The organism is Xenorhabdus sp. KK7.4 (assembly GCF_963876465.1).
GTDB classification, from domain to species: Bacteria; Pseudomonadota; Gammaproteobacteria; order Enterobacterales; family Enterobacteriaceae; genus Xenorhabdus; species Xenorhabdus stockiae.
Window position 1 is genome coordinate 321,791 of sequence record NZ_CAWNQF010000001.1, and the last position, 12,127, is coordinate 333,917.

The 12,127-nt window shown below is 42.1% G+C and carries 12 protein-coding genes; 5 read left to right on the forward strand and 7 right to left on the reverse strand.

The annotated features are described in order from the left end of the window. Window positions 1-18 precede the first annotated feature (18 nt). The 3 genes from AACS90_RS01435 to AACS90_RS01445 form a co-directional block, all read right to left on the reverse strand. On the reverse strand, window positions 19-783 hold the full coding sequence (locus AACS90_RS01435) for an amino acid ABC transporter ATP-binding protein (RefSeq protein WP_099120060.1): 765 nt from the start codon (window positions 781-783) through the stop codon (window positions 19-21). Then, the gene (locus tag AACS90_RS01440; protein ID WP_099109037.1) at window positions 767-1,474 is read right to left on the reverse strand and encodes an amino acid ABC transporter permease; all 708 of its coding nucleotides are present in this window, start codon (window positions 1,472-1,474) and stop codon (window positions 767-769) included. The genes AACS90_RS01435 and AACS90_RS01440 overlap by 17 nt, the downstream gene beginning before the upstream one ends. Before the next feature lie 118 nt (window positions 1,475-1,592). After that, a complete protein-coding gene (locus AACS90_RS01445; protein ID WP_099109036.1) occupies window positions 1,593-2,354 on the reverse strand; it encodes an amino acid ABC transporter substrate-binding protein in 762 nt (253 codons plus the stop codon). A 439-nt stretch (window positions 2,355-2,793) separates the two neighbouring features. Here AACS90_RS01445 and AACS90_RS01450 point away from each other — a divergent pair, with 439 nt between their 5' ends. Genes AACS90_RS01450 through AACS90_RS01470 form a run of 5 tightly spaced genes read left to right on the forward strand, consistent with a single transcriptional unit; the run spans window position 2,794 to window position 6,729 of the window. Further along, window positions 2,794-3,495, forward strand: coding sequence for an AzlC family ABC transporter permease (locus AACS90_RS01450; RefSeq protein ID WP_099120061.1), 702 nt, complete (start codon window positions 2,794-2,796; stop codon window positions 3,493-3,495). Window positions 3,496-3,497: 2 nt separating this feature from the next. Further along, window positions 3,498-3,842 (forward strand): AzlD domain-containing protein, encoded by a 345-nt coding sequence (locus tag AACS90_RS01455; RefSeq protein WP_099120062.1) that lies wholly within the window; start codon window positions 3,498-3,500, stop codon window positions 3,840-3,842. Next, window positions 3,820-4,845 (forward strand): LeuA family protein, encoded by a 1,026-nt coding sequence (locus AACS90_RS01460; protein WP_099120063.1) that lies wholly within the window; start codon window positions 3,820-3,822, stop codon window positions 4,843-4,845. The genes AACS90_RS01455 and AACS90_RS01460 overlap by 23 nt, the downstream gene beginning before the upstream one ends. A gap of 11 nt (window positions 4,846-4,856) precedes the next feature. Beyond that, complete coding sequence (locus tag AACS90_RS01465; RefSeq protein WP_193757098.1) at window positions 4,857-5,714, forward strand: sugar phosphate isomerase/epimerase family protein; 858 nt, start codon at window positions 4,857-4,859, stop codon at window positions 5,712-5,714. After that, window positions 5,701-6,729 (forward strand): FAD-binding oxidoreductase, encoded by a 1,029-nt coding sequence (locus AACS90_RS01470; RefSeq protein WP_099120065.1) that lies wholly within the window; start codon window positions 5,701-5,703, stop codon window positions 6,727-6,729. Before AACS90_RS01465 ends, AACS90_RS01470 begins: the two co-directional genes overlap by 14 nt. Window positions 6,730-6,783: 54 nt before the next feature. On the opposite strand, the gene AACS90_RS01475 is transcribed toward AACS90_RS01470, so the two are convergent. From AACS90_RS01475 to pepA, 4 genes are read right to left on the reverse strand one after another with little or no spacing between them, the layout of a single operon-like run. Continuing rightward, window positions 6,784-9,681, reverse strand: a complete 2,898-nt coding sequence (locus AACS90_RS01475; RefSeq protein ID WP_099120066.1) for a valine--tRNA ligase — start codon at window positions 9,679-9,681, stop codon at window positions 6,784-6,786. Window positions 9,682-9,694: 13 nt separating this feature from the next. Continuing rightward, window positions 9,695-10,159 (reverse strand): DNA polymerase III subunit chi, encoded by a 465-nt coding sequence (locus AACS90_RS01480; RefSeq protein WP_099120067.1) that lies wholly within the window; start codon window positions 10,157-10,159, stop codon window positions 9,695-9,697. A 24-nt stretch (window positions 10,160-10,183) separates the two neighbouring features. Next, window positions 10,184-10,318 carry a hypothetical protein gene (locus AACS90_RS01485; protein ID WP_256376515.1) on the reverse strand — a complete coding sequence of 45 codons (135 nt, stop codon included), beginning with the start codon at window positions 10,316-10,318 and terminating at the stop codon, window positions 10,184-10,186. 29 nt (window positions 10,319-10,347) lie between these two features. Then, window positions 10,348-11,856 (reverse strand): leucyl aminopeptidase, encoded by a 1,509-nt coding sequence (pepA, locus tag AACS90_RS01490; RefSeq protein ID WP_099109028.1) that lies wholly within the window; start codon window positions 11,854-11,856, stop codon window positions 10,348-10,350. Between the last annotated feature and the right edge of the window lie 271 nt (window positions 11,857-12,127).

Consider the following 12,127-nt stretch of genomic DNA (forward strand, 5'->3'; position numbering starts at 1 on the left):
TAAAAATGTAGTGGCTCTCTATATTTGCCAGTCCGGTAAAGTTTCAGTCAGAGTTGAAACAAACTCGATGGTGCGCTGGTGATCCGGGCGGGTAAACATGTGTTTGGCGCTTCCCGATTCGATAATTTCCCCAAATTCCAGAAAGATAACATCATGAGCAAGGTTAGCAGCCAGACGCAGATCGTGCGTTGCCATTAACATTGTTGTCCCTTCATCTGCTAACTGTTTCAGTACAGAAACGACTTCTTTTGATAGTTCAGGGTCAAGGGCTGAAGTCGGTTCATCACATAATAATACCTTTGGCGATGGTGCCATCGCTCTGGCGATTGCAACACGCTGCTGCTGACCACCGGATAATGTGGTTGGCCACACATCCGCTTTATGCGACATTTCAACTTTTTCCAGTAGCTCCATCGCCCGCTCTCTGGCACGTTCACGAGGCCATTTCTGTACCCAAATCAGCCCCTCCATGATATTTTCAATCACAGTGAGGTGTGGAAAAAGTTGGAAATTCTGGAATACCATGCCTGTTTGCAGACTAAAGCGCTGGATTTCCTTGTGGGAAAGCCGCTCTTTGCCGGTAAACGTGATTTTTTCTTTCCCCAGCATAAGTTGACCGGCCTGTGGAATTTCCAGCAGATTAATGCAGCGTAACAGGGTGCTTTTCCCACTGCCAGAAGGGCCAATAAGGGCGGTCAGGCTGCCTTCCTTAATCGTCAGGTTAATATTTTTCAGCACCTTTTGTCCGTCGAAACTTTTTTCAATGTTAGAGAGCTGAATCATTATTGGTTTCCTTATTATTGCTATTTTTAGCGTATTGCTGAGAGAACTTGTTTTCCATACGGGTTTGCAGTGCTGATAACAGCGAACTCAGGAGCAGATAAAGAATGGCTGCTTCGGTGTACAGGATCAGTGGCTGGTATGTCACAGCGGCAATGCGCTGTGCGGCCAGAAACATTTCCGGCACGGTAATAACAGACGCCAGTGAGGTATCTTTTACCAAAGAAATAAAGGTATTTGACAGTGGCGGAATAGAAACTCTTGCAGCTTGTGGCAGAACAATACGACGCAGGGATTGCCACCAACTCATGCCGATAGAGTGGGAAGCCTCCCATTGGCCTTTAGGCACTGAACTCAGCGCAGCCCGGATAACTTCTGATGTGTAAGCACCGACGTTCAGCGTAAAGCCAATCACGGCAGAGGTGAATGCTTCCAGTGTAATGCCGATGCTGGGCAGTGCATAAAATATCAGAAACAGTTGCACTAATAACGGTGTTCCGCGGATCAGCCAGACATAAAAACGTACAACTACAACCAATGGCTTAGGCCCGTAAAGCCTGATCAGGGCAACGATAAACCCCAGTGTAAGCCCGAGGGCAAATGTGATCAGGGTGAGGGGAATAGTGAATGTCAGGCCTGCGTAAATCATCGGCCAAAGAGAATCCAGTGCTAAGCTGAGCCAGGATGGAGTCATATATCGTTCCTATATTAACATCAAAAAGTATTTATTTTTTATAAGATTGTTTTAGGGATGATATGGCAATAAGAGAGCATCCTTATATAAAATAAAGTTATAGCTTAGAACTGGCGGATCAGTGACTAAAATACTTGTCCCAGATGCGTTGGTAAGTTCCGTCAGCGTTGATTTCAGTAATGGCTTCATCGACTGCGGCCTTTAACTCGGTATCGTTTTTGCGCAGGAGTACAGCAGTCTGTGCTGCATGGGTATCGGTTGCCACAATTTGTACCGGTGCTTCTGGGCGATGTTTTTTATAATCGAGGTAGGACAGTTTATCGTTGATGGTGGCATCTGCACGGCCCGTACTGACAAGCTCAACTTCCTGATTAAAGCCATTTGTAGCGATAATTTCTGCTCCGTGCTGACGCGCAATCTGGGCGAAGTTATTGGTTAAGGTATGAGCGGACTTTTTGTCTTTTAAATCACTAAACGTTTTAATCTTATTGTTATCGGTTCTGGTAATCAGAACAGCTTCTGAAATGACATAAGGCAAGGAGAAAATATATTTTTTCTGGCGTTCGGGGGTAATCGCAATCTGGTTCATAACTGCATCTGATCGCCTAGCATCCAGACCAGCAATCAGCCCATCCCATTTCCCTTCAATAAATTCAGGTTTTACTTTCATTCGTTTGGCAATTTCACGGCCGATTTCTACATCAAACCCAGTTAATTTTCCCGAGGCATCATGATAACTGAATGGAGCATACGCACCCTCTGTTCCGATCCTGAATATGCCAGAGGACTGGATTTTACTCAGAGTGGATTCTGCATAAGTTAAATGTGTAAAGCCCAGTTGAATCATTCCTGCTAATAATATTTTATGGATAATTTTCATTTTACCTTCCTGATAATGAGAGTTATTATCAAATATAATACATGACTGGCTTTTTAGTCCCAATGATTTATATATAATAGGAAATTATATAATGTATTTTAATTCTCATATGAAAATATTGTGAGAAAACTAATAGTTCATACCTGTTCTTGTAAACAATGTTGATTACTTCCATTTTTTAATAATAGAGAAACATTTTTTAAAAAACATATTTGTTTTTTTGTTTTTCTTATCTATTTGATTTTAATTGATTTTATTTTTGTTATTTAATGGTTTTATTAACATGGAATAAAAGTAATTAAATGTGAAATCTACATTAATAATAATTGTTCTCAATAAGATAGCGTCAAAAACATTGAAGCATCATTTTTTTTAATGTAATGTTTTTCCATATTATGATTTTTTGTGTGAATTTATTGATATTAAAAGTTGGTGTTCAATGCAAAGTTCATTATTTAGAAAAGGAATGTTAGATTCATTACCTGTTTGCATTTCTTTTTTCCTCATTTTTGCATCCGTTGGTGCTCTGTATCAAAATAAAGGGCTTTCATTAATAGAGACAATGGTGGGTTCTGTATTCACTTTTGCTGCACCGTTGCAGGTCGCTGTTGTTAATTATCTTGCTAATGGCGCATTTTTATCAGTGATAATACTCACCCTGATCATTAACTTTCGCTTCTTTCTGATGTCGATGGTTATGTCACAGTATTTTCATGGCATATCAAAAAGCAAGGTTGTATTGTCAATGTTGGCATTCAGTGCCAGTACATATACCGTAACTCATGCTCATTTAGTTTCGGAGAAGATCCCTGAAGGGAAGGCTCAGTTTAATTATTATCTGGGTGTCTCTATCCCCAGCTTTGTTATCGCTGTTCTTGCAACCTTACTGGGATATGTATCTTCAGATTACCTGAATTACGATTCAATCTCTCTTTTTCTCGTGATGTTAATTCCGATTCATTTTTCATCTCTTACCGCTAAGCGTGCCGGAAAAGATTTGTCCGTTTTTGCTACGCTGATAGGTGGGTTGTGTGCACCATTCATCAATGAATTAAATATTCAGCTTATGGATATAGTAATACCCATTATGGTTGGAATGTGCATTGCATTTTATGAATTAAACATTAAAAAGGGAGCCTGAACATGATTATGGTCTTATTGATGGGAGCAATCAGTTACCTTCTTCGGGTTATACCATTTTTAATGGGTAACAAGAAAATTAAGAAAGATGGTTTTCTTATTACCTCTTTAGATTATTCAGTGTGTTTTATCCTTGGCAGTATTATTGTAAATATTTCTCTTGGTAATATAAAAATCAGCGAATTAATTTATAATTTTGAAATTAAGTATGCTCTTGCAATTATTACGGTTATAACTGCTTATTTTATCAGTAAGCGCACAGGCTCTATATTAAAGAGCTTAATTATATCATCTGTTTTATTTACATTAATATCATGGTGGGTTAATGAAAAAAATATGTTTTTTTGATACAACATTGAGAGATGGTGAGCAGGGGATTGGGTGTTTACTCTCGAATGAAAAAAAGTTGAAATTGTTACCACGTTTAATTGATTTAGGGGTTGATTCTATTGAAATTGGCATGGTAACAGATGAAGATAGCGAAAATTTTTTTTATGAGGCCGCATCATCTAATATAGATTTTAAAGATACCCATATTGCCGCTTTATGCCGATTAAAACCTGATGATATTGAAAGAACAACTTTAGCGTTAAGCAGATTTAAAAAGCCCAAATTAAACTTGCTGTGTGTTGGCTCAGAAATACATATCAGAAAAAAGTTTGATTCTACCAAAGATAGCATATTATTGATGCTGAAAGATTCTTTGGAATATATAGCTAATAGTGATTATAAAGGTAAAGTTTCAGCTATTTTAGAAGACTCATCAAGAGGGAGCTTTGATCTTTTAGAAGAGAAAATTGAGCTACTGACAGCTTACCATGTTAACGATATCTGCTTTGCCGATACCACCGGTTGTGCTACACCGTTATATATCAGTAATCTGATTAGTTATTTTAAAAATAAGTTTCCGGGTATACGGTTCTCTGTTCATTGCCACAATGATTTAGGGCTGGCGGTTGCTAATTCAATCAGTGCAATTGATGCCGGAGCAGATGAAGTACAGGTGACACTGGGTGGCGTTGGTGAGCGCTGTGGTAATGCGTCGTTTGAAGAAATAATGGCAATTCTGTCTTATAGAAGTGAATATAAAAATAGGTTTAAAGCAGATATTGATATGAAAGATCTCATTGATCTATGCAATTTTTATTATGACATTATCAATAAATTGCCTCATCCTAATAAACCTTTATTAGGGAAATATGCGTTTTCAACTTGCGCAGGTATTCATCAAAATGGAATTAAAAAATTCCCTGAAACTTATGAATTTATCAACCCTGACACATTAGGTTTGGAACGAAAATTTTATTTTAATAGATTATCAAGCAGTAAACTTTCTCAGCAAGATATTTAATAGGAATGGTTATGAATTTTTCTCAGAAAATTGGCTTCTCAACAAATATTTTTGAAAATCCGGCAGATATAGACGTTTTGGTTGAACAGTTAAGTAAAGATTTTAAGCGTATTGAAATTGAATTTGAAAAAGAGCTAAGAGACTTAATTGATTATCATCCTGAGAAATGGAATGAGAAAGTTGCTGTATTGAATAAGTTAAAAGAAGATAACGATCTTTACTATTCTGTCCACGCGCCTTATATCGGCATTAAAACAGATATTGCTAATAGTGAAGAGTTGGACAGAATTATTGCTGTTGATTATCTTGAATCATTCATTTATGAAGCGAAGAAGATTGGTGCTGAATATATTACTATTCATCCCGGCTATCTTGAATTTGATGATAATGGGATCTCTGATTTTGATTTTCAGCAGCTGTCTAAATCTATCGAGAAATTATCAAAAGTTGCAAAAGAAAATGGCATGACTATCCTGCTGGAAAATACCGGAAGTGACAGAGAAAAGTATATCGTACTAAGTGATGAACAGCATGAGATCTTATGCCATCAGTACGGTGTTTTCCTGACTCTGGACATTGTGCATTTTGAATCATTTATGCATAAAAACAGTACCAGAGAATATAAGGAAGGATTAAAAAGAATTCTACCTTATATTAGGAATGCGCACTTCAATGATGTACTGAATGGTGAACACGTTCATTTACCGTTGGATGAAGGCAACTTCGACTATCACAAAGTATTATCCTATATGGTGAGTGAAGGTTATCAGGGGAATTTTATTATTGAAGAATCAGGCGGCGGTTTTTCACCGGAAGAATTTATTATCGCCGGGAAGAAGTATGTTGAATGTTTGAATGGCATGGAATGATCCTAATTGTAAAATGAAACATTTTGTTAGTATTAATAAAAATGAAATCGAATTTTTTTCTGATGAAAACATAACTATATTGGAACAAGCCGAAAATAACGGACATTCTTTAAAAAATGGTTGCCGGTTGGGAGCCTGTCGGGTTTGTAAGTTAAAGTTATTATCCGGTGATATAGAGTATACAGTCGGGAATAAAATTGGATTAACAAAGAAAGAACTGGACGATAATTACTTTTTACCATGCTGCGCGATTGCCAAGAGCAATATTGTTTGTGAAGCAGATGGTGATAATAAAATGCTTTCAGATACCAAAGAAGGCGCTGTTATATGTGATATAACAAGAACTCCCGGAATCACTGTTATAAGATTCAAGTTATCGAAAAGATCTAAGATGGATTTTATTCCGGGACAATATATTGGTATAGAAGTCCCTAATGGTAAATGCCGGTATTATTCTGTAGCTAATATCCCGAAGGATGATGGATATGTTGAAATTCATGTAGCTAAGAATAAAAATGGCGTGTTTTCAGATGTGATTTGTGAAAAGCTGAAAGTCAATGATGTATTGTGGATATACGGGCCTTATGGTGATTTTATTTCGGATTATCATGATGAGGTAAGAGATATTGTTTTTGTTGCGACAGGAACAGGATTTGCACCGATAAAATCCATAATCGAATCTGGCGTATTTAATGAACGAAAAATTCATCTTTTTTGGGGAGGAAGACGAAAAGCCGATCACTATTTTTCTGAGATTGTAGATAACTGGAAAAACACATTAGGAAATTTTCATTTCCATATGGCTTTATCACGATCAGATGAAGAAGACTATCCTGAAGTCCATTTTGGGTATGTACAGGATGTCTTTAAAAAAGAGATTGGTCTGAATAATCAGATAGAAGTTTATATGTGTGGTTCTCCTAATATGATCAGTGATATGTCTGAGTTATTAAAAGAGAGTTATCAACTGAATGAAGATTATATTCATGTTGATGTATTCTATCCCAATAGCTAACACTCAAAAAAAGCCACTGAAAATATACAGTGGCTTAATTTAATTCAGAAAATATTACAGAGCAGCGATAGTTACTTTCTGTGCCAGTAATTTTTCTTTAGCTGCATTGTTTGTTGCCAGACGCTCACGCTCTTTAGCAACAACAGCTTCTGGTGCCCGGCTGACAAATCCTTCGTTGGACAGTTTGCCTTCGATGCCACTGATTTCTTTATCCAGCTTTTCGATTTCTTTATCCAGACGTGCCAGTTCTGCATCTTTATCTACTAAGCCAGCCATTGGGATCAGCACTTCTGCACCGTTGATCAGCTTGGTCACAGAAACAGGCGCTTCTTCTCCTGCTGTCAGAACGGTAACGGAGGAGAGACGGCCCATTGCCTGAAGGAAGTTCAGGTTTTCAGTAACGCGGCGTTGTGCATCGGCATTCGCATCACGCAGCAGAACTTCCAGTGGTTTGCTTGGCGCAATGTTCATTTCTGCACGGATGTTACGTACTGCAATGATCGCCTCTTTAATCCACTCCAGATCGTTCAGCGCTAATTCATCAACTCTCGCCTGATCGAATTCAGGGAAAGATTGCAGCATGATGGTATCTGCATCAATGCCCTTAACTACTTTCACACGTTGCCAGATAGTTTCGGTGATGAATGGAATGATTGGATGAGCCAGACGCAGCAGGCCTTCCAGCACTTCAATCAGAGTATGGCGCGCTGCGCGGACTTCTGCTTCAGAACCTTTATTGATAGCCGGTTTGGAAAGTTCCAGATACCAGTCACAGAATTGGTTCCATGTGAATTCGTAAAGAATATTAGCCGCGATGTCGAAACGGTAAGTATCCAGCGCTTCGCGATAATCTTTCACTGTCTGGTTGAACTCTGCCAGGATCCAGCGATCGGCCAGTGACAGCGACATTTCGCCACCATTCTGACCACAATCCTGCCCTTCGGTGTTCATCAGCACGAAACGGCTGGCATTCCACAGTTTGTTACAGAAGTTGCGATAACCTTGCAGGCGCTTCATATCCCAGTTGATATCACGACCCGTGGAAGCCAGTGCCGCCAGAGTGAAACGCAGGGCGTCAGTACCATGGGCTTCAATGCCTTCCGGGAACTGCTTTTCAGTACGCTTGCGGATTTTCTCTGCCATTTGCGGCTGCATCATATTGCCGGTGCGTTTTTCCAGCAAATTTTCCAGCGGAATGCCGTCAATCATATCCAGCGGGTCGATAACGTTCCCTTTGGATTTAGACATCTTCTGGCCTTCTTCATCGCGGATCAGACCTGTCATATAGACCGTCTTGAATGGCACCTGAGGTTTGCCGTCTTCATCTTTGATGAAATGCATGGTCATCATGATCATGCGGGCAATCCAGAAGAAGATGATATCGAAGCCACTGACCAGTACATCGGTCGGATGGAACGTTTTCAGTGCTTCCGTCTGTTCAGGCCAGCCGAGGGTGGAGAATGTCCACAGACCGGAAGAGAACCAGGTATCCAGCACATCATCGTCCTGAGTCAGAGTAATATCTGCACCCAGATTGTTTTCACGACGGACTTCTTCTTCATCGCGACCCACATAGACGTTGCCTTCTGCGTCATACCATGCCGGAATACGGTGGCCCCACCACAACTGACGGGAAATACACCAGTCCTGAATATCACGCATCCAAGAGTAGTACATGTTCTCGTACTGTTTTGGTACGAACTGGATGTCGCCATTCTCAACAGCTTCAATCGCTACTTTTGCCAGCGGTGCGGTGCGGACATACCACTGGTCGGTCAGCATTGGCTCGATGACTACACCACCGCGGTCGCCATAAGGAATGGTCAGATCGTGAGGCTTGATTTCTACCAGCAGGCTCTGCTTTTCGAATTCGGCAACAATAGCTTTGCGGGCGGCAAAACGTTCCATGCCACGATATTCAGCCGGGATCTCGGTTGAATAAGCGTCAGAAGCTTCACCATTGCTATTGAACACTTCTGCGGCTTCGCGGATATCACCGTCGAGCGTCAGGATATTGATCATCGGCAGGCTGTGACGTTTACCTACTTCATAGTCATTGAAATCGTGGGCCGGAGTGATTTTCACACAACCAGTACCTTTTTCCATATCAGCGTGCTCATCGCCCACGATAGGAATACGACGGTTTACCAGTGGCAGAATGATATCTTTGCCGATCAGATCCTTATAACGTGGATCTTCCGGGTTAACTGCAACACCGGTATCTCCCAGCACCGTTTCCGGACGGGTTGTCGCAACAACCAGGTAATCTTTGCCTTCGGCTGTTTTCGCACCATCTGCTAATGGATAACGCAGATGCCACATTGAACCTTTGACTTCGCGGTTTTCCACTTCGATATCAGAAATTGCTGTGCGCAGTTTTGGATCCCAGTTAACCAGACGCTTACCACGATAAATCAGGTCATCCTGATACATGCGTACGAAGGCTTCTTTAACGGCTTTTGACAACCCTTCATCCATGGTGAAGCGCTCACGCTCCCAATCCACAGAGTTACCCAGACGGCGCATCTGGTTAGTGATTGTGCCACCGGATTCCGCTTTCCACTGCCAAATCTTGTCAATAAAAGCATCGCGGCCATAATCGTAGCGAGTTTTGTTTTCTTCAGCTGCGATTTTGCGCTCAACAACCATTTGCGTTGCGATACCTGCATGGTCAGTACCGACCTGCCACAGCGTGTTTTTACCCTGCATACGCTGGTAACGCACCATCGTATCCATGATAGTCTGCTGGAAGGCGTGCCCCATATGCAGGCTGCCAGTCACATTTGGCGGTGGAATGACGATGCAGAAGCTTTCACGGCTGGTGTCACCGTTTGGCTTGAAATAACCACTCTTTTCCCAGTGATCGTAAAGAGGTTGCTCTATCTCTGTCGGGTTATACGTTTTATCGAGAGATGGCTCAGATTGCGTTTTAGTAGCGGGTGTCTTTTCCATTTTATCTTGATATTTAATAGGTTGGCGGGGTTGCCATGGTCAAATTAAAGCCGACGCTACGATAGGATTTATATCGTTCGCGAGCTAACTGTTTCAGATTTTCATCAATAGGGACGAAGTCTACCACTTCATGGAAAGCTGTGGCAAAGTCTGCAAAATGAGGAAGCAGTGTAATCAGAATATCACGGGGAGCATTGCCTCTTTTCTGCGGCCAGCACAATTCTACAGGCGCGCCATAACGGGGGCCTTCTCCTGCAAGATTGTGTGGCACAAACTGGCCCGGCTCTCGCTGCCATAGGACTTCATCCAGCTTTTCGGCCTGCTGCTGGCTTTCACAAGCAATCAGAACCCGCTTCCCTGCACGCCATTGGTCAGCGGCAAGCTGACATGCCAGCCATTCATGTGGCTGTAAATCATCTAAAGACGATGATTGTTCCGGTGACATCTTTTCCAATAAATAGAAAGTGGCGTTTTTCATAGTCTCATGATTATCGAAAATAGGTTACAGAAAAATGGTTAAACGACAGGCAAGGTGACGGAAAAAGGGTATTGCTGCTGCAATACCCTTTTCTTTAATACCTTTATTATCGCCATCATTTTTCAGGTTGTAACCCGAAATCTGTTGGGTATACGCCATATTCTTATGCAAAAAATGGCGGAGGGGTATTAATCATCAGCATTAAGACCTGCACGATTTAACAGGAATTGTGCCAACAGTGCAACCGGACGACCTGTTGCTCCTTTCTGCTTACCTGCCCGCCATGCTGTACCGGCGATATCCAGATGTGCCCAATTGTATTTAGCCGTATAACGCGACAGGAAAGCACCGGCAGTAATCGCGCCGCCAAGACGCCCACAGGAGTTAACCATATCCGCGAAATTCGACTCCAACTGCTCGGAAAACTCATCGCCCAACGGTAGACGCCATGCCCGATCACCGGCCTGTTCTGATGCATTCAGCAGTTCATGGGCCAGTGGATTATGGTTGGACATCAAACCAGTATAATGACTGCCCAGTGCAACCATACATGCACCTGTCAGCGTGGCGACATCAATAACCAGCTCTGGTTCGAAACGCTCAACATAAGTCAGCGCATCGCACAGCACCAGACGACCTTCCGCATCAGTATTCGTCACTTCAACGGTCTGGCCGGACATTGTGGTTAAAATATCTCCGGGGCGATAGGCACGACCACCGGGCATATTCTCGCATCCAGCCAGAACACCGATGACATTGATGGGTAATTGCAGCTCAGCCACAATTCTCATCGCACCATAAACAGAAGCCGCACCGCCCATATCGAACTTCATATCTTCCATGCCATCGGCTGGCTTGAGGGAGATACCACCGGAATCGAAAGTCAGGCCTTTACCCACCAGTACGATAGGTTTCGCATTCGGGTCTTTACTGCCTTTATATTCGATTACCGACATCAGCGATTCGTTCTGAGAACCCTGACCTACCGCCAGATAGGCATTCATACCCAGCTCTTTCATCTGCTCTTCACCAATCACTTTGGTAACCAGATTTTCAGCGCTGTCAGCAAGCTGACGTGCCTGTGAAGCAAGGTACGCAGCATTACAGATATTAGGCGGCATATTAACCAGATCTCTTGTTGCCTTAATGCCGGCAGCAATGGCAAGACCATGCTGAATGGCACGTTCACCGCTGGTCAGTTCGCGGCGGGTCGGCACATTGAAGACCATCTTACGCAAAGGCCGACGCAGTTCGGTTTTGCTGCTCTTAAGCTGGTCGAAGACATACAGTGACTCTTTTGCTGTTTCGACTGCCTGACGTACTTTCCAATAGTTGTTGCGTCCCTTAACGTGTAATTCAGTCAGGAAACAGACAGCTTCCATTGAACCAGTTTCATTGAGGGTGCTGATGGTTTTCTGAATAATCTGCTTATACTGGCGCTCATCCAGTTCACGCTCTTTTCCGCAACCAACCAGCAGAATGCGCTCAGACAGCACATTAGGAACATGATGCAGTAGCAGGGTCTGCCCCACTTTGCCTTCAAGTTCACCGCGGCGCAGTAAGGCACTGATATAACCGTTACTTATTTTGTCAAGTTGTTCTGCGATAGGGGAAAGACGGCGCGGTTCAAATACGCCGACAATAATACACGCACTGCGTTGTTTCTCCGGGCTACCGCTTTTTACACTAAACTCCATGCGTTCTCCTGAATCTTAAAGACAAAGACAGATACAATCGCTAAAATACCATGTTCCGCATTAAATCATCCCAAATAAAGTTCTCTGCTATGTTAAGCTGAGTATATTAATTTTAGATACTTAGCCAACGATAAGTATGCTCTAATTGAGAACAAATATATGGAATGCTTTGGTATCATTTTAGCTACGGGGAAGCCAAACTGATTCATATAAATGGTAGATATACGACGAAGTTAGCGACTTTCCTGCAAAAAGACAAGTTTTCACAGGC